The organism is Streptomyces griseoflavus, assembly GCF_014649995.1.
GTDB lineage: Bacteria > Actinomycetota > Actinomycetes > Streptomycetales > Streptomycetaceae > Streptomyces > Streptomyces griseoflavus.
Map to the genome: position 1 here is coordinate 190109 of NZ_BMUC01000003.1, position 17983 is coordinate 208091.

Below are 17983 nucleotides of genomic sequence, written 5' to 3' on the forward strand. Positions count from 1 at the left end.
GTTACTGCGCCGTCCGGGCGGGAGCGAGCGGCTGGAGCAGCCTGCCTTCGGCGTAGGTGAGGGCGGCTGCGGGCAGCGTGCCCTCGCGTCCGCTCAGCAGCACCGTGAGCGTGCCGCCCGCCGGTGCCCCGGGGGCCGGCCGGGCGCCGAGGCGGCGCAGGGCCTGCGCGGCCACCGCCCCGGCCGAGCCGTGCAGGGCCAGCGGGGGGCGGCCGGGGCGCTGGACGGCGGCCCTGATGCGCTCGGCGACGAGTTCGTAGTGGGTGCAGCCGAGCACGACGGTCGTCACGTCGTCCGGGGTGAGTTCGGCGGCCGCGGCGACCGCGGCGTCGATGGCCGTCTCGTCCGCTCGTTCCACCGCCTCCGCCAGCCCCCAGCAGGGCACCTCGGTGACGCCCACGCCGAGCGCGTAGTTCTCGATCAGGTCGCGCTGGTAGGGGCTGCCGGTCGTGGCCGGCGTGGCCCAGATCGCCAGCGGTCCGCCGCCCGCCGCGGCCGGCTTGATCGCCGGGACGGTGCCGATCACCGGCAGCCCGGGTTCGAGGCGGGCGCGCAGGGCGGTGAGCGCGTGCACCGTGGCGGTGTTGCAGCCGACGATCAGGGCGTCGGGGCGGTGGGCGGCCGCCGCCCCGGCGACGGCGACGGCACGAGCGGTGAGGTCCTGCGGGGTCCGCGGCCCCCAGGGCATGCCCTCGGGGTCGAGGGACAGGACGAGATCGGCGTCGGGACGCAGACGCCGTACCGCGGCGGTGGCCGCCAGCAGTCCGATTCCGGAGTCCATGAGCGCGATCTTCACCCGGCCACGATAGACGATGAGCCGCTCCGGGGCCGTGCCGTGGGGCAGACTGCGCACGTGAGCGCCCTCGTGTGGAGTGCCGCCGGATCACTCGGCGCCTGGCTGTGGCTGCTGCTCTGCCAGGGCTGGTTCTGGCGTACGGACGTCCGGCTGCCGCCGCTGCGGGACCCGGGGACATGGCCGGACGTGTGCGTCGTGGTCCCCGCGCGGGACGAGGCGGCGGTGCTGCCCCTGAGCCTGCCGTCGGTGCTCGCCCAGGACTACCCGGGCCGGGCCGAGGTGTTCCTCGTCGACGACGGCAGTACCGACGGCACCGGGGAGCTCGCGCGCGGCCTGGCGCGGCGGCACGGCGGGCTGCCCCTCACGGTGGGCACACCGGGCGAGCCGCCCGCCGGCTGGACCGGCAAGCTGTGGGCGGTGCGGCACGGCCTCGCGCTGGCGGGGGCACGCGGCCCCGCGTACGTGCTGCTGACGGACGCCGACATCGCGCACGCCCCGGACAGTCTGCGCCGGCTGGTGGCGGCCGCCGGTGCCGGCGGGTTCGACGTGGTGTCGCAGATGGCCCGGCTGCGGGTGGAGAGCCGCTGGGAACGGCTGGTCGTGCCGGCCTTCGTCTACTTCTTCGCGCAGCTCTACCCGTTCCGCCGGATCGGGAGGGAGGGCACGCGGACGGCGGCGGCGGCCGGCGGGTGTGTGCTGCTGCGGGCCGAGGCCGCCGCACGGGCGCGGATCCCCGACGCCATCCGGCACGCCGTCATCGACGACGTGGCGCTGGCCCGCGCGGTGAAGCGGAGCGGCGGACGGGTGTGGCTGGGGCTCGCGGACGGCGTGGACAGCGTGCGTCCGTATCCGCGGCTGGGTGATCTGTGGCGCATGGTGTCGCGCAGCGCGTACGCGCAACTGCGGCACAGCCCGCTGCTGCTGGCCGGTACGGTCGCCGGGCTGGCGCTGGTGTACCTGGTGCCGCCCGTCGCACTGGTCGCGGGCGCCGTGACGGGGAGCGCGGCCGCCGCACTGCCGGGTGCGGCGGCCTGGCTGGTGATGTCGGGGACGTACGTCCCGATGCTCCGTTACTACCGGCAGCCGCTGCGGCTCGCTCCCCTGCTGCCGTTCACCGCCGCGCTGTACCTGCTGATGACGGTGCACTCGGCCGTGCGGCACCACCAGGGACGCGGCGCGGCCTGGAAGGGCCGCACCTACGCCCGGCCCGAGGCCCTGCCGGACGAGGGCTGAGGGGCCCTCACTTGCGGCCCGGGGTCCAGTTCATGCCCCATCCGTAGGCGTGGTCGACCGTGCGCTGGGGGCTCACTCCGCGGTCCGGGACGAGGTAGCGGGCCTCGCGCTGGACGACGAGTTCACCGCCGCCGGTGTTGGTGATCAGGGCGAGGGCGCAGACCGTCGAGGGGACCGTGCATTCGTCGAGGGAGAAGTCGACCGGCGCGCCGTGCTGCGGCCGGAGGGTGACCGTGGCGTGCAGGTCCGCGAAGGAGCGGGCGCCCTCGTAGATGGTGACGAACACGAGGATGCGACGGAAGTGGTGCCTGTGGTCGAGGTTGACGGTGAGGTTCTCGCCCGTCGACACGGCGCCGGTGCGGTCGTCGCCGTCCAGGTGGATGAACGGGGGCTGGTGCAGGGAACCGAAGGCGTTGCCGAGGGCCTGGACGACGCCTTTCCTGCCGTCGGTGAGCTCGTACAGGGCGCACAGGTCGAGGTCGAGGTCGGCGTGCATGGCCACCGGGCGGCCCAGCTTGCCCGCCCAGCCGGAGAACTGCTTGCGCACCTGCCAGTTGAGGTTCACCTGGAGGGCACCCGAGGTGCCGCCCTGTTTGGTCAGCGAGACCGACGGGGCGGACTTGGTGAGCGTGACCTTCGACAGCCGGACCGGCGCGGGGGGCGCCGCCGGCGGGGGCGGGGCGAGGGGCGGGGCCGCCGGGGGCGGCGGCGCGGTGACCGGGGACGCGACGGGCGGCACCGTGGCCGTCCGGGCCGGCGGGGCGGCGTGCTGGGGTTCGTCCACGGTGATGCCGTAGTCGGTGGCGAGACCCTCCAGCCCGCTGCTGTACCCCTGGCCCACGGCGCGGAACTTCCAGGCGCCCTGGCGCCGGTAGAACTCGCCGAGCACGAACGCTGTCTCCGTCGTCGCTCCCGCGCTGTCGAAGCGCGCGGCGGCCGTGCCGCTCGCGGCGTCCTTGACCTCGATGTACAGGTCCGGGACCCGTCCGAACGCGCCGCCGTCGGAGGAGGCGGCCAGGATCACCGTCTCGATGCCCGGCTCCACGCGCGTGAGGTCGACGAGCAGGGTGTCGGTGGTCCGGCCGCCGGCCTCCCGCTTGCCCTCGTGCCGGACGGCACCGGAGGAGTGGGAGGGCTGGTTGTAGAAGACGAAGTCGCTGTCGGAGCGGACCTTCCCGCCGGCCAGCAGGAGCGCCGAGGCGTCGGCGTCGGGTACGCCCGGGCCCGAACGCCAGCCCACTTCCACCCTCAGCGCCGTGGTCGGCACCGGTGTGTTCGATCCCTTCGGCATTGACATGTCCGCCCCCATCACGGGTCGCCCGCGCCAGGTCAGGTCCCGGCATCCGTCGTTCTTCGTCCGCACAACCTATTCCTCCGGGCCGGGAACGCCCACGGACGGCGAGGGGAATCCGGGGGCCAACCGCCGGTAACCGGCCCGGAACTCGGTCTTTACAGGAAAGACGCCCGGCGGATTGCCCGTTTGCCCCGAGTTCGCTCACATTAGTGCGGCCAGGTCACGGCGAGCGCAGAAAACAACCCTCTTACCGGTCTCCCCAAAAGCACATCGTGGGCTTAACTTATGTGCCATGACCTCCCCCCGCTCCACTTATGGCGGCGGCTACTACTCCGCCTCCTTCCCGGACACTCCGATCTACGACTCGCTCGTGGCCGAGCGGGGCACCCCGCAGATCGCCCCGATCCGGGTCCCCGCCGCGTACGAGGCGCCGGTCAGTCATCTGCCCGCGCTTCCCTCGGCGTTGCCCGCCCTCCCGGCGGCCCCGTCCCAGCCCGCCTACGGCTATCCGCAGGCGCCGCAGCCCGCGCCGCTCCAGCAGGCGCACACGGCCTACATCCCGCAGCAGGCGACCGCGCCGCGCGGCTACCCCGGCCCGCAGCCGCAGCCGCCGCGTCCGGCACCGCCCGCCGGCTACGAGGCGATGCGCCCCGCGGCTCCCCGGCCGGTCCCCGCGCCGTACCACGACCCGTACAACCAGCAGCAGTACCGCGGGTACTGAGCCGTCCGCCGGGGTCGTCGGTGCCGGGTGGCACGATGACCCCATGGGGAACGCGCGTCTGCACTCTGTTCACATCCACCCGGTCAAGGCCTTCCGGAGCCTGACGCTCCGGGAGGTCGTCGTGGAGCCCTGGGGTCCGGCCGGGGACCGGCGCTGGATGCTGATCGACGACGGGGGAAGGGTCGTCACACAGCGGCGCCACCCCCGCCTCGCACTGGCCGCCGCCGAGCTTCTGCCCGGCGGCGGCGTCGTGCTGTCCGCGCCCGGCACCGTGCCGGTGACGGCGGCCGTCCCGGCGCCGGACAGGACGGTCCCGGTGAGCCTCTTCGGGGACGAGGTCGAGGCGGTGCCCGCGGAGGACAAGGCCGTGCACGCATGGTGCAGCGCCCTCCTCGGCGTCCCCGTACGGCTGGTGCACCTGGACGACCCGGCCACCAGGCGGCCCGTGGACCCCGGGTTCGCCCTGCCGGGCGAGACGGTCTCCTTCGCCGACGGCTATCCGCTGCTGCTCACCACGACCGCCTCCCTCGCCGGTCTCAACTCCCTGATCGCCGAAGGGCCTCACCGGGCCGAGGGTCCCCTGCCGATGGACCGCTTCCGGCCGAACGTGGTGATCGAGGGCACCGGGCCCTGGGAGGAGGACGGGTGGACGCACGTCACCATCGGCGAGGTGCGTTTCCGCGTCGCCAAGCCGAGCGGCCGGTGCGTGGTGACCACCACCGACCAGCACACCGCCCGGCGCGGGAAGGAGCCCCTGCACTCGCTGGCCGCCCGCCCCCGGCCCGACGGCAAGCTCGTCTTCGGGCAGAACCTGGTGCCGCTCACCCCCGGCACCATCCGGACCGGCGATCCCGTGGAGCCCCGCTAGCTGTGTTGTCCCGCGCGCGTCCCGACGCCGGCGGGAACCGGCCCGGCGCCCCGCCCGTTGGCCCTTCGTGAGAGTTCCGTGAAAAGGGCTCGGGGAAGCTTCCGGGAACCGGCGAGGGGGTGCGGCGGTGGGCGCGATCAGCGGACTGTGGCGCTGGCGGCACAACCCGCTGCGCCGCGGAACGGACCTGGCCGAGGCGTGGTCGGCGCTCGCGGCCCTGCTGTTCGCCGTCCTCGCCGCCCCCGTGATCGGCTGCCTCGTCGGGGCCGCCGCCCAGGACTCGTTGCATCGGTCCGTCCGGGCACAGCAGCAGTCCCGGCACCCGGTGACGGCCGACGTGGTGCGCGCGCTCGACCGGGCCCCGCCGGACGGCGATCCGGGGATGCCCGCGGGAGCGGACCCGCGCAGCCGTGTCCTGGCCCGCTGGACCGCCCCGGACGGCACCGCGCGGAGCGGACCGGTGACGGCGTACCTGAAGTCCCCCCGGCCGGGCGACCGGTTCGGGATGTGGACCGATGACCGGGGGCGGGCGGTCGCCCGTCCGCCGGACCCGGCCGCGGCGACGACGCACGCGGTGCTCGCCGGCATCGGGGCCGCCCTGGTGGCCGCCGGGCTGGCCGAGGGGTGCAGACGGCTGACCGTCCGGCGGATGGTCCGCCGCCGGTACGCGGCCTGGGACCGTGCGTGGGAGCGGGCGGGCCCGGACCGGGGCCTGACCGGGGCCGGCGGCTGACGGCGTTCCCACTCCGGTCAACCCCGTGCCCGTACGCACGCTACGGTGGTCCGGCCGAACCGATCGGCGAGAGCACGGGCGGGAACGAGCCATCAGTACGACGAGGTGGGGGCACAGCTCAGCCATGGCACAGGGCACGGTCCAGGTGACGCACACCGGCACATCGAGGTGGCGGCGCCGCACGGGTGAGTACGCATCGCTCGCCGCCGCCCTGGAGGCCGCGGCCGAAGGCGACGTCCTCACCGTCGCCCCCGGCACCTACCGGGAGAATCTCGTCGTCCAGCGGGCGGTGACACTGCGCGGCCCGGAGGGCTCCCCCGGCTCGGTGCGCATCGCGCCCGTGGACGGTGTCCCGCTGACCGTGCGCGCCTCGGCGGTGGTGCGGGACCTGCACGTCGAGGGGCAGGACGCCACCGCTCCGGCCGTTCTGGTCGAGGACGGCACCCCCGAACTGCGCGACGTCCGGGTGGTCACCCGCTCCGCGGCCGGCATCGAGGTGCGCGGCGGGGCCCGGCCCACGGTGCGCCGCTGCACGGTCGACAACCCCGCGGGCGTGGGCATCGCCGTACTGGACGGCGGGGGCGGGGTGTTCGAGGAGTGCGAGGTGGTGTCCGCGGGTCAGGCGGGGGTCGCCGTGCACGGCGGCGCCCATCCGCGGCTGGAGCGCTGCCGGGTGCACCACGCCGCCGGCTCGGGCCTGACCGCGACCGGGGAGAACTCGGCGCTGGAGGCCGTGGGTTGCGAGGTGTACGAGGTGCGGGGCAGCGGCGTCCAGGTGACCGCCCGCGCCACCGCCCACCTCACCGACTGCGACGTGCACCGTACGACCGGGGACGGGATCACCCTCGACACGGACGCGGTGCTGACGCTGGCCGACTGCCGGATCCACGACATCCCGGAGAACGCGGTCGACCTGCGCTCCCGCTCGGTGCTCACCCTGACCCGCACCACCGTGCGGCAGTTCGGCCGCAACGGGCTGTCGGTGTGGGACCCGGGCACGCGGGTGGACGCCAACCAGTGCGAGATCTTCGACAGCACGGGCGACTACCCGGCGGTGTGGGTGAGCGACGGCGCCACGGCCGTCCTGGAGTCCTGCCGGGTGCACGACGTGCCCGACGCGCTGTTCGTCCTCGACCGGGGCTCCCGCGCGGACGTCGTCGACAGCGATCTGTCGCAGGTGCGCAACACGGCCGTGTCGGTGAGCGACGGCGCCACCGCGCAGCTCGACGACTGCCGGATCCGGGACGCGGCGACCGGCGCCTGGTTCCGTGACCACGGCAGCGGCGGCGTCCTCAGCAACTGCACCGTGGACGGCACGCAGACGGGCGTGATCGTCACCAAGGGCGCCGACCCCACCGTCGAGCGCTGCACGGTCGGTTCGCCGGCCGAGGCCGGTGTCTACGTCTCGGCAGGGGGCCGGGGCACCTTCGTGAACTGCCGGGTCACGGGAAGTGGCGGTTACGGCTTCCATGTGATCGACGGCAGCCGTACGACGCTGCGGAAGTGCCGTACGGAGCGCTGCGCGCGCGGGGGTTACGAGTTCGCCGAGGGCTCGGAGGCGGCGTCCGGTTCGGGCGGTCCGGTCGTCGAGGACTGCACGAGCGACGAGAGCGGCAGCCTGAGGACGCCCGCGGCGCCCGAGCCCGCCGTGCAGACGACGGGCCCCTCCACCGGTCTGCTGGGCACGGTCCCCGCGGCCCGGACCGGCGAGCCGGCACCGTCCGCCCCGCCCGCCCCGCCCGCCCCGTCCGTCCCCGAGCCGCGGACCCGTACCTCCGAGGCCGTGCTCGGCGAACTCGACGCGCTGGTCGGGCTGGAGAGCGTCAAGCGCGAGGTGCGCGCCCTCACCGACATGATCGAGGTGGGCAGGCGCCGCCAACAGGCGGGGCTGAAGGCGGCGTCGGTCAAGCGGCATCTGGTGTTCACCGGCTCCCCCGGCACGGGCAAGACCACCGTCGCCCGGCTGTACGGCGAGATCCTCGCCTCGCTCGGGGTGCTGGAGCAGGGGCACCTGGTCGAGGTGTCCCGGGTGGACCTGGTCGGCGAGCACATCGGTTCCACGGCGATCCGCACCCAGGAGGCGTTCGAGAGGGCACGCGGCGGTGTGCTGTTCATCGACGAGGCGTACGCGCTCTCCCCTGAGGACGCCGGGCGTGACTTCGGCAAGGAGGCCATCGACACCCTGGTGAAGCTGATGGAGGACCAGCGGGACGCGGTCGTGGTGATCGTCGCCGGCTACACGGCCGAGATGGAGCGGTTCCTGTCCGTCAACCCGGGTGTGGCGTCCCGTTTCTCGCGGACGATCACCTTCGGTGACTACGGCCCCGAGGAACTGCTGCGGATCGTGCGGCAGCAGGCCGAGGAGCACGAGTACCGGCTGGCGCCGGGCGCCGCCGAGGCCCTGCTGACGTACTTCACGGAGATTCCCAAGGGGCCCGCGTTCGGCAACGGGCGCACCGCGCGGCAGACCTTCGAGGCGATGGTGGAGCGGCACGCGAGCCGCGTCGCCCAGCTCGGCGAGCCGACCACCGACGACCTGACCCTGCTCTACGCGGAGGACCTGCCCCCCGCGCGCTGAGCGCGGTGCGCGCTCAGGGCGGGGCCCCGCCGCCGGGCTCCCGCGTGTGCCGCGGGGCCGGCACCTCGGGCCGCAGCCGGGCCAGCAGCCGGCGGCGCTCCTCCGCGAACGCCGGGTCGGCCTGGTAGTCGGAGTGGCCGAGGATCGGCGCGGGCAGCGGATGGGTCCCGGTGCGGCCGTAGGCGAGGGGGTCCCTGAGGGCGGGACGGTCCACGTCGGGGCCGCGGTCGCCGGGCAGCCGCACCGGGCCGCCGATGGGGTCGGTGCGCCGGTGGAGGTTGCGCCAGCAGACCACCTCCTGGTGCAGGGAGCCGAGCGCGTCGGGGCCGAAGTGGGCGGGGAACCAGCGGCCGTAGAGCCGCTCCAGCGGGGAGCCGTAGGTGAGCAGGGCGACGCGGGCGCGGACGGACGGGGGGAGCTGCCAGGCCGCGGCGGCGGCGAGGACGCTGCCCTGGGAGTGACCGGAGAGCACCAGCCGTCCGCCGGTGGCCCGGGTCCAGGTGGCGATCCGCCAGGTCAGGTCGGGCACGGCGCGCTCGGCGTAGCAGGGCGGCGCGAAGGGGTGGGCGGCCCGCGGCCAGAAGGTGCCCACGTCCCACAGGATGCCTATGGTGCGCCGCGCGGAGGCGTCCTTGTACGCGCGGCGGCCCCAGGTCACGAAGAGTATGAAGCCGAGCCCGATGAGCCAGGAGCCCAGCGCCTGCGCGGTCTCGGCGGCGCCGTGGACCACGGCGTAGGAGCCCCGCGCCGCCTCGCCGGGGGTCCGGTCGGTGGTGAGGGCTCCGACGAGGGCGCCGGCGCCGAGCAGCAGGGTGGCCGCGGAGGTGACGGCGAGGATGCGGGGTCCGCGGTCGGTGAGGGCGGCCATCGCGCGGACGGAGGCGATACGGCGGGTGCGGCCGGGGTCGCCCGTCTCACCGGCGTACTCGCGTTCCACCGCCGCGCGTTCCACGCGGGCGATCCGCCAGGCCCGCCGGGCGAGCCAGCCGCACATCACCAGCAGCAGGACCAGCAGCGGGGGAATCACGGAGGCCTGCCAGGTCAGCAGGACCGGCGGGCCGGGCACGGACGCGCCGGTGCCGTCCAGCCAGTCGGCCACGCGCTGGGAGACACCGCCGGACATCACACCGCCCAGCGCGCAGGCCAGCATGGCGACGGCCGGTCCGGCCAGGCCCCGCATCGCCGAGCGCCGGTCGGGGTCGGTGCGGTGCAGGGCGTGGGCGGCCCCGGCGAGGACGATCACGAGCAGTCCCTGCACGAGGGTGAGGGCGCCGAAGGCGGCGTCGCCCGGCAGCCGGCCCGACGACTGCCAGCCGGGGCGCTCCCATCCGGCGTACAGCACGCTGAGCCCGAGCAGGAGGAGGGCGGCCAGGGGCAGGCGGCGCACCAGGCGCCGGTCGAGTGCGCCGTCGGGCCGGCGTTCGCTGCGGCCCCGGCGGCAGACCACCCACACCGCGGCGCCCGCCGCGGCGGCCAGGACCGCCTCCAGGAGCACACCGAGGACGGCCAGGGCGGCCGGGCCGCCCGGTGCGCGGTCGTACCGGGCGGCGGCGGAGCCGACGGCGGCGGCGACCGTCAGCAGTCCGGCGGCGGTGTGCGCCGCGCGCAGCCGTGCGCCCAGGCGCCGTCCGTACCAGAAGCCGGGCCGGCTCAGCGCGGTGGGGGCGCCGTCCTCCTCGGGCCCGGGGTCCTGGGCCATCGGCTGCTGCGACTCGTACGCCCTCCAGGTGCGCCTGGACAGGAACCACAGCAGGCCGGTGAGGGCGGTGGGCACCAGGGCGGCGAGGGCCAGTCTGCGTCCCGGCGCGCTCCACCAGCCGCCGTCGGAGGTCCCGGGCGAGAGGAACCCCAGCCAGGAGTGCCGGTCGGCGCACGCGCGGGTGCCCGCGCACTGCCACGCGGTCAGGTCGAGGGCGACCTCGCAGGCGGCCGCGACGAGCAGCACCGTCAGGCTCAGTCCGGTCAGCCGGACCAGCAGTCCGTAGAGCCGGACCGTGCGGCGGCGGCCGCGGGCCGTGGGGCGCATCCAGTGGGCGAGGTTGACGACCATGAAGGGGAGCAGCAGCAGCCACAGGGCGCGGGAGCCGTTGCCGGAGGTGAGGTTGCACCACACGTACGCCTCGGGCACGGGCCCCTCGCGGTTCCCGGCGGGCCGGCGTTCCGCGTCGACGTCGTCGGCCCGGCGGAACACCGCGGCGACGTCGTCACCGGTGATCCGGACCGTGCGCGGGTCGTCGAGCATCCGTTCGGGAGTGGTGCCGCCCACTCCGTGGACCAGGAGTTCCAGCGCGGCCCCGGAGTGGGCGGGCCGTGCGGCGGGGCCGTCGTCGTTTCCGGCCGGTCCTTGCTGCTGCGCGCTCTCCACCGATTCGCACTTCCCCCGTGACGCCTCGTCGGCTCCGTCCGTGCGGCCACAGGATCTCGTGTGACGGGACGGTTCACCCCTCTCGTCACCCAATCTCCCCGATTCGTACCGCGGGCAAGCACCCGGCACGGCACAACAATGGCATGTTCACGATCGTCTACCGGTGGCGCCGTCCGGGGCCCGTCGTGCGAGGATGGGACGTCCGCGCACCGGTGCCGGGAGGACATCCGCTCGTCGCGGTGGGTGCGGAGGGCGTGTCGGACGGCTTTGCGGCGAAAGGACCGGAGCGTACGTGAGCGAGAATCAGAACCTGCTCGCGGAGCAGCGGCGCACCCTGATCCTCGACGAGGTCCGGCGCCGGGGCGGCGTCCGGGTCAACGAGCTGACCCGCAGGCTCGGCGTGTCGGACATGACGGTCCGGCGCGACCTCGACGCGCTGGCGCGGCAGGGCGTACTGGAGAAGGTGCACGGCGGCGCGGTCCCGGTGGTGGAGGCGAGCACGCACGAGCCGGGTTTCGAGGCCAAGTCCGGCCTGGAACTGACCGCCAAGGAGGACATCGCGCGGGCGGCGGCCGAACTGGTCTCCCCCGGCGCCGCGATCGCGCTCTCGGGCGGCACGACGACGTTCGCGCTGGCGCACCGGCTGACCGAGGTCCCCGATCTCACGGTGGTCACCAACTCGGTGCGGGTGGCCGACGTCTTCCACGCGGCACAGCGCACCTCGGGGCCCCGGCAGGGCGCGGCCACGGTCGTCCTGACGGGCGGGGTGCGCACGCCGTCCGACTCGCTGGTGGGCCCGGTGGCCGACCAGGCGATCGCGGCACTCCACTTCGACCTGCTCTTCCTCGGCGTGCACGGGATATCGGCCGAGGCGGGGCTGTCGACGCCGAACCTCGCCGAGGCCGAGACCAACCGTCGTCTCGTGCAGTCGGCCCGGCGGGTGGTGGTGGTCGCCGACCACACGAAGTGGGGGACGGTGGGGCTGAGTTCCTTCGCCTCCCTGGAACAGGTGGACACCCTCGTCACCGACTCGGGCCTGCCCGGGGACGTACGCGCGGAGGTGTCCGAGCATCTGCGGCACCTGGTGGTGGCGGGCGAGACGGAGAACCCGGCGGAGGCCGCCGACCTGTGACGGGGCGCCGGGAGAACTCCCGCGTGCGCCTTCCCGCCCGTGAAGTCGGCATCGGTCGAAGGGGATTGGTCCATGGCCCACCGTCTGCGCCCCGTGGGGCCCGGGTTCGCCGGAGCGGCACCGGTCCGTCTGGTCTTCGCCCGGGAGATCGCCGCCCCGCCGGAGCGGGTGTTCCGTGCGCTGGCCGAGGACGTGACCGGCTGGACCGGGTGGTTCGGGCCCGTCACACTGGCCCGCCCCCTCGCCGGGGGCACGGGGCGGGAGATCCGCCTGCGGGGCGGGGCCCGGTTCCTGGAGACCGTCCTGGTGTCGGAGGCGCCCGAGGTGTACGCCTACCGCGCCGACGTGACCAATGTGCCGGGTGCCCGGGCGCTGGCCGAGGAGTGGCGGCTCGTCCCGGCCGGGACGGGCACGCGCGTGTGCTGGACGATGGCGGCCGACGGTACGGCGCCGTTCCGGCTCGCGCTGCGGGCCGCGCGGCCTGGGCTGGCACGGACGTTCCGCTCCGCGGTGACCTCCCTGGACCGGCGGCTCACGCGGTAGCCGCCCCTCGCGCACCGGCACGGGGCGGGGAGCGTCGCTCCACCGGCCGGGCCCGCACCGTCACTGGCGTGCCGCCGTCGGCACGGCCGCCCGTCAGCCGGACCAGACGCCGGTCCGCAGGAGGGACTCGACCGCCGCCGAGTACGGCGCGATGTCCAGTCCCTGCCCGGCCAGCCAGGTGTCCGAGTAGTACTTGTCCAGGTACCGGTCCCCCGGGTCGCACAGCAGCGTCACGACGCTGCCCCGCCTGCCCTCCGCGACCATCTCCGCGACGAGCTTCAGCGCGCTCCACAGGCCGGTGCCGGTGGAGCCGCCCGCCTTGCGGCCGATGACCCCCTCCAGGGCCCGTACGGCGGCCACGCCGGCCGCGTCGGGCACCTTCATCATCCGGTCGACCGCGCCGGGCACGAAGCTCGGCTCCATACGCGGCCGGCCGATGCCCTCGATCCGGGAACCGCGGTCACAGGCGACGTCCGGGTCGCCGGTCGTCCAGCCCTCGAAGAAGCACGAGTTCTCCGGGTCGGCGACGCAGATGCGGGTGTCGTACTGCATGTAGCGGACGTAGCGCGCCAGGGTCGCCGAGGTGCCGCCGGTGCCGGCCGTGGCGACGATCCACGCCGGCTCCGGGAACCGCTCCAGCCGCAGCTGACGGAAGATCGATTCGGCGATGTTGTTGTTGCCCCGCCAGTCCGTGGCCCGCTCGGCGTAGGTGAACTGGTCCATGTAGTGGCCGCCGGTGTCCGCCGCGAGGGCGGCGGACGCCTCGTACATCGTGCGGGGGTCGTCCACGAAGTGGCACCGACCTCCGTGGAACTCGATCAGACGGCACTTCTCGGCGCTCGTCGTGCGCGGCATGACCGCGATGAAGGGCACACCGATCAGCTTCGCGAAGTACGCCTCCGACACGGCCGTGGAGCCGCTGGACGCCTCGATCACCGGACGGCCCGGCCGGATCCAGCCGTTGCACAGCGCGTACAGGAAGAGGGAACGGGCCAGCCGGTGCTTGAGACTGCCGGTCGGGTGGGTCGACTCGTCCTTCAGATAGAGGTCGATGCCCCACTGCTCGGGCAGCGGAAAGCGCAGCAGATGGGTGTCGGCCGAGCGGTTCGCGTCCGCCTGGACCCTGCGCACGGCCTCTTTCAGCCAGGCCCGGTAGGCGGAGTCGCTGTGGTCGACGTCGAGGGTGGCGCCGGCCGGGGTCTGTTGGGGAGTGCTCACGACAGGGCTCCTTACGCTGAGCGCCGACAGCGTCCCGCGCGGCCGGTACCCCCGATCATATGCACCACCCGCACCACCTCTCACCTGCATAAACACCGCTTTGGGCATCTCAAAGGGACCCGTGGGGGCGCAGTGGGCGGTGCGTGGGGGCGCATGGGTGCGAGTGCTCCCCGCATGCCGGGAAACGGGGCCCGCGCACTGGTGCTCGGCGGCGGGTGGGGGCAGACTGCACCGGCGGAAGCAAGGGCACACTGGATCCGGGCAGGGAGCCGGACCGCGGAGCACGGTGCGGCACACCGACGCGCAGAGGGGGCGGGTGGCATGGCGGAGCCTGAGTTCACGGCCACGGGCGTGCGGATCGGCACACGGCTGCGTTCGCTCACCCGGGCCGGCCAGGTCCGGATCAGGGGCGGCCGGCTGGAGCTGCTCACCAGCTACGGCAGCGAGATCGACAGCGCGCCGGTGCAGGCGGTCCGCGCGGGCAGGCCCTGGTTCGCGCCCGAGGACCGGGCGTCGGCGGACCTCAACGGCAACCGGTACCTGCTCACCCTGGGCGAGCACGATCCCGCGCCGGGTGAGCCCGGACCGCCGGCGGCCCGCCGTTTCATCGAGGCCGTCCGCCGGGCGTCGGGGCGCGACGCCTGAGATGTACGCGAGTTGCGCCACCCCATCCGCTGCGTCACGCTGGTCTCACGTCACTCTGGGTTTACCGGCGATAACGCTGCGAACCAGCCCGCCGGCCACGACAGCAGGCGGCAGCGTCACGCAGGCGCCCTGCTGGATCCGTACTCCGTGTTCTTCCGGACCTCACGTCGGGGAGTCGCAGCCGTGATCAGTCATCCGAGCAGGCACTGCACGGTGGAGCTCCAAGCCCTGCCGTCGCGGATCGGCCAGGTCCGCAGAATCGTATCTGCGCAGTTGCGCTACTGGCACATGGACCCATTGATAGACCGGGCCTCGCTCGGTGTGACAGAGCTGTTGTCCAACGTCCACCGGCATGCCCAGCCCGACAAGACGTGCACGGTCGAGATGGAACTGCTGCTCGACCGGCTCAAGGTGTCGGTGTCCGACCACGATCCGCGCCTTCCGGCGCTGGAGGACGCCGGCCCGCTCGCCACCTGCGGACGCGGGCTGGCGATGGTGGCCGCGATGAGCGAGAGCTGGGGCGCGGTGCCGGACGGCGAGTCCGGCAAGGTCGTGTGGTTCACGCTGCCGACGCCGTCCGCGGACGCTCCGGCGGCCTGGGACCGGTGTCCGCGGCTCACGGCCGCCGAGCCCGCGGACCACCGGTTCGCGGAGGTCGCGTTCGTCGAGCACACCGCCACCGCGACCCACCTCCCCGAACGGGCCCCGGCCCGCTCCACCGTCGCGGGCTGACGGACGCCGGACCGCCCGACGCGGCGGCGGGGCGGCCGCCTCTCCTCCGGGCCCCGGGGCCCGGGAGGCGGGCAGCCGGGTGCGGCGCCCCACGTCGCCTCGCCACGCCACCGGTCACGGACCCGCGGCAGCGCGAGGGGTGAAGGGCGCTCCACCGCGGGCCGCCCCGGGACCACGCGCCCCGGCGCCGCGCGCCACCGACGCCGATCGCCAAGGCCCCGTTCCCGGGACGGCACCCCGAGGTGCCGTCCCGGGAACGGGGCCGGTTCGCCGTACGGCCGACGGCACCGCGTGCGCCCCGGCCGGGAGCGGGCGGGCACGGCGGCCGTCCCGCGCGTCGGGACGACCGCCGCCCGTGCGCCCCGGCCCAGGACGCCCGTCGGTCAGCCTCCGGCCTGGTCGCTGTCCTTCAGCGCGCCCCAGCCGTGCCAGCGGTCGACCTCGATCCAGCCGCTGACCCGGGCCCGCTCACGGTCGGGGTACGGCTTCCCGGTGTACTGACGGGACAGCCGGTCGATGTCGGCCAGGTCCTCGTCGTCGTACAGCTCGGCCACCCGGCCGATCAGGGTGACATGGGTGTACCAGTCGTCCCCGGCCAGGACGGTGAGGGTGACGCGCGGGTCGCGGCGGACGTGCTTCAGACGCACCCGGCCCTCGTCGAAGTTGACCAGCGCGCGGCCGTCCTCCCAGAGGTACCAGGTGGGGGTGGAGACGGGCGCGCCGTCGGAGCGGAGGGTGGCCATGACGCAGGGGTTGGGCCTGCGCAGCAGGGCGTCGGCCTCGGGCGGAAGCGGGGGTTTGGACACTGCGGACTCCTCGGTGTTCCGGGCGGTGGGCGGCGGGACCGCGGTTCAGGCGGCGGGCCCCTCGTCGAAGCCGGCGAAGTAGGCGGCGGCCATGTCCTCGTCGCCGTGGCCCCGGCCGGCGGCCCGCTCCAGTCGTTCGGCGCTCGCGGCGGCGACGTCCAGGCGGACGCCGTGCTGTTCACCGGCCCGCACGATCAGTCTGGCGTCCTTGGCGGCGGTCGTCACGGCGAACTGCGCCGGAGAGAGGCGTCCGTCGAGGATCATCGCCGCCTTGGCCCGCAGATAGCCCATGTCGAGCGGGCCTCCTTCGATGAGGTCGAAGAAGCCGTCCGGGGCGACGTCGAGGGCCTTGGCCAGGGCGAGGGTCTCACCGGCCGCGACGGTGACCGCGAGCACCCAGCTGTTGGCGACCAGCTTCAGGCGCGTCGCGCCGGCCGTCGCGCCGTCGTCGCCGGCCCAGACGGTGCGGGCGCCCACCGCGTCGAACACCGGGGTCACCCTGTCCCGGCCCTCGGCCGGTCCGGCGGCGAGCACGGTCAGCTGTCCGGCCTCCGCCGGCTGGCGGGTGCCGAGCACCGGGGCGTCGTAGAAGAGCAGCCCGTGCTCGCGGGCGAAGCCGGCCAGGTCGGCGACGCCCTCGATCCCCGCCGTGGTCGACTGTGCCCAGACGGTCCCCGGGCGCAGGGCGGGGGCCGCCTGGCGCATCGTGTCCAGGGTGGCGGGGCCGTCGTGGAGCATGGTGAGCACCACGTCGGCGGACTCGACCGCCTCCGCGGGAGTGGCGGCGATGTACACGCCGTCGGCGGCGAGCGGCTCGGCCTTGGCGCGGGTGCGGTTCCAGGCCCGGACGGTGTGTCCCGCGCGGACGAGGCTGCGGGCCATCGCCGCGCCCATGATGCCGGTGCCCAGGACGCTGACGGTGAGCTGGTCGGTCATGAAGGTCGGCCTTCTGTGCGTCGGAGATCCTCTGTCGTCGCGCCGGCGTCCCCGGACGCCGGTTTCCTTCCCGTGCCGTGGTCTTCCCGTGCCGCGGTCTTCCCGTGCCGTGGTCTTCCGGCGCCGGTGCCCTGTTGCACCAGTGCCCCGAGAGGATCGTCCAGCACCGGCTGCCAGGCGAGTTCCGCCGCGCCGACCAGGCTGTTGTGGTCCAGGGTGCAGGCGAGGATGGGGACGCCACCGCTGCGACCCCACAGACTGCGGTCGGCGACGACCGCGCGGAGCCGGTCCGGGTCGGCCTCCAGGAGGGTGCGGTGCAGACCGCCGAGGATGATCCGGTCCGGGTTGAGGATGTTGACCAGTCCGGCCAGACCCAGGCCGAGCCGGTCGATCAGGGACTCGGTGGCGGCGCGCACCCCGGGGTCGTCGTACTGCCCGCGGATCAGGTCGTCGGCCTGCTTCAGCAGGGACATCTCGGGGCCGGGCGCACGCCCCGCCGCGGTGAGCCACGCCAGCGGGTCCGCCTCCACGTCGAGACAGCCGCGGCTGCCGCAGTGGCAGGGGCGGCCCTCGGGATTGACCGCGAGGTGACCGACCTCCAGGGCGAGACCGGAACTGCCGGAGTGCAGACGGCCGTCGAGCACCAGCGCACCGCCGACGCCGCGGTGGCCGGTGGCCACGCACAGCAGGTCACGGGAGCCTCGCCCGGCACCGTGCCGGTGTTCGGCGAGGGCTGCGAGGTTGACGTCGTTGGCCGCGAAGGCGGGCCCCTCCAGACCGGCCGCGCGCACCTGCTCGGCGAAGATCTCCCGCACCGGGGCGCCCGCGGGCCAGGCCAGGTGCAGGGGGTTGAGGGCGAGCCCTTCGGGTTCGGCCACCGCCGACGGCACGGCGAGCCCGGCCCCCACGCACCGCCGGCCGGTCTCCCGCAGCAGCTCGGCACCGGCCGCGACGACGGACCCGAGGACCTTCGCCGGGTCCGGGTCGACGACCTCGCAGCCGGGCGCCGTGGCGACGATACGGCCGCCGAGTCCGACCAGCGCGGCCCGGAAGCCGTCGGCGTGCACCTGCGCGGCGAGCGCCACGGGGCCGTCCTCCGCGACGGAGAGCCGGTGCGAGGGGCGCCCCTGCGAACCGCCCGCCGCTCCGGGCCGGGCGTCCACCCTGATCAGTCCCAGCGCCTCGAGCTCGGCGGCGACCGCTCCCGCCGTCGCGCGGGTGACGCCGAGCTCGGCGGTGAGCACGGCGCGGGTCGGCGCGCGGCCGGTGTGCACGAGTTCGAGCGCGGGTCCGAGCGCGCCTCGCCCCCGGTCCAGCCGCGTCCTCGAGGTGGTCCCATCCCCCGCCGTCCGGGGGTCCGCCTTCCCGCTCATGGGGGCGAGT

15 protein-coding genes and 1 pseudogene are annotated in these 17983 nt (G+C 74.9%); 9 read left to right on the forward strand and 7 right to left on the reverse strand.

Going from position 1 to position 17983, the window contains the following annotated elements; genetic code table 11:
- Position 1: 1 nt before the first annotated feature.
- Positions 2-796 (reverse strand): glutamate racemase, encoded by a 795-nt coding sequence (locus tag IE172_RS09530; RefSeq protein ID WP_190096688.1) that lies wholly within the window; start codon positions 794-796, stop codon positions 2-4.
- 39 nt (positions 797-835) lie between these two features.
- Here IE172_RS09530 and IE172_RS09535 point away from each other — a divergent pair, with 39 nt between their 5' ends.
- Complete coding sequence (locus IE172_RS09535; RefSeq protein ID WP_190096689.1) at positions 836-2029, forward strand: glycosyltransferase; 1194 nt, start codon at positions 836-838, stop codon at positions 2027-2029.
- Between the two features lie 7 nt (positions 2030-2036).
- Here the strand turns inward: IE172_RS09535 and IE172_RS09540 are convergent, their stop codons facing one another.
- Positions 2037-3320, reverse strand: coding sequence for a TerD family protein (locus IE172_RS09540; RefSeq protein WP_190096952.1), 1284 nt, complete (start codon positions 3318-3320; stop codon positions 2037-2039).
- A 295-nt stretch (positions 3321-3615) separates the two neighbouring features.
- Here IE172_RS09540 and IE172_RS09545 point away from each other — a divergent pair, with 295 nt between their 5' ends.
- From IE172_RS09545 to IE172_RS09560, 4 genes are all read left to right on the forward strand, one after another.
- On the forward strand, positions 3616-4044 hold the full coding sequence (locus IE172_RS09545) for a DUF6643 family protein (RefSeq protein ID WP_190096690.1): 429 nt from the start codon (positions 3616-3618) through the stop codon (positions 4042-4044).
- Positions 4045-4087: 43 nt separating this feature from the next.
- Positions 4088-4912 (forward strand): MOSC domain-containing protein, encoded by an 825-nt coding sequence (locus IE172_RS09550; RefSeq protein WP_190096691.1) that lies wholly within the window; start codon positions 4088-4090, stop codon positions 4910-4912.
- A 127-nt stretch (positions 4913-5039) separates the two neighbouring features.
- On the forward strand, positions 5040-5645 hold the full coding sequence (locus tag IE172_RS09555) for an Rv1733c family protein (protein WP_190096692.1): 606 nt from the start codon (positions 5040-5042) through the stop codon (positions 5643-5645).
- A 124-nt stretch (positions 5646-5769) separates the two neighbouring features.
- Complete coding sequence (locus tag IE172_RS09560; protein ID WP_190096693.1) at positions 5770-8223, forward strand: right-handed parallel beta-helix repeat-containing protein; 2454 nt, start codon at positions 5770-5772, stop codon at positions 8221-8223.
- 13 nt (positions 8224-8236) lie between these two features.
- Here the strand turns inward: IE172_RS09560 and IE172_RS09565 are convergent, their stop codons facing one another.
- Positions 8237-10588 carry a hypothetical protein gene (locus IE172_RS09565; protein ID WP_190096694.1) on the reverse strand — a complete coding sequence of 784 codons (2352 nt, stop codon included), beginning with the start codon at positions 10586-10588 and terminating at the stop codon, positions 8237-8239.
- Positions 10589-10880: 292 nt separating this feature from the next.
- Here IE172_RS09565 and IE172_RS09570 point away from each other — a divergent pair, with 292 nt between their 5' ends.
- Both IE172_RS09570 and IE172_RS09575 read left to right on the forward strand, forming a co-directional pair.
- Complete coding sequence (locus IE172_RS09570; RefSeq protein ID WP_190096695.1) at positions 10881-11720, forward strand: DeoR/GlpR family DNA-binding transcription regulator; 840 nt, start codon at positions 10881-10883, stop codon at positions 11718-11720.
- 72 nt (positions 11721-11792) lie between these two features.
- Positions 11793-12263 carry an SRPBCC family protein gene (locus IE172_RS09575; RefSeq protein ID WP_190096696.1) on the forward strand — a complete coding sequence of 157 codons (471 nt, stop codon included), beginning with the start codon at positions 11793-11795 and terminating at the stop codon, positions 12261-12263.
- 93 nt (positions 12264-12356) lie between these two features.
- On the opposite strand, the gene cds1 is transcribed toward IE172_RS09575, so the two are convergent.
- The gene (gene cds1 / locus IE172_RS09580) at positions 12357-13481 is read right to left on the reverse strand and encodes an L-cysteine desulfhydrase Cds1 (RefSeq protein ID WP_190096697.1); all 1125 of its coding nucleotides are present in this window, start codon (positions 13479-13481) and stop codon (positions 12357-12359) included.
- A 321-nt stretch (positions 13482-13802) separates the two neighbouring features.
- On the opposite strand from cds1, the gene IE172_RS09585 reads away from it, so the two are divergent.
- Positions 13803-14126 (forward strand): hypothetical protein, encoded by a 324-nt coding sequence (locus tag IE172_RS09585; RefSeq protein WP_190096698.1) that lies wholly within the window; start codon positions 13803-13805, stop codon positions 14124-14126.
- Between the two features lie 183 nt (positions 14127-14309).
- Positions 14310-14858: an ATP-binding protein gene (locus IE172_RS09590; RefSeq protein WP_190096699.1), complete on the forward strand. Its 549-nt coding sequence runs from the start codon at positions 14310-14312 to the stop codon at positions 14856-14858.
- Between the two features lie 383 nt (positions 14859-15241).
- On the opposite strand, the gene IE172_RS09595 is transcribed toward IE172_RS09590, so the two are convergent.
- The 3 genes and pseudogenes from IE172_RS09595 to IE172_RS09605 all read right to left on the reverse strand — a co-directional run.
- Complete coding sequence (locus tag IE172_RS09595; RefSeq protein ID WP_190096700.1) at positions 15242-15664, reverse strand: PPOX class F420-dependent oxidoreductase; 423 nt, start codon at positions 15662-15664, stop codon at positions 15242-15244.
- Between the two features lie 45 nt (positions 15665-15709).
- The gene (locus IE172_RS09600) at positions 15710-16600 is read right to left on the reverse strand and encodes an NAD(P)-dependent oxidoreductase (protein WP_190096701.1); all 891 of its coding nucleotides are present in this window, start codon (positions 16598-16600) and stop codon (positions 15710-15712) included.
- Positions 16601-16740: 140 nt separating this feature from the next.
- Positions 16741-17973, reverse strand: a pseudogene (locus IE172_RS09605) (ROK family protein); the annotation flags it as partial.
- Positions 17974-17983: the final 10 nt, after the last annotated feature.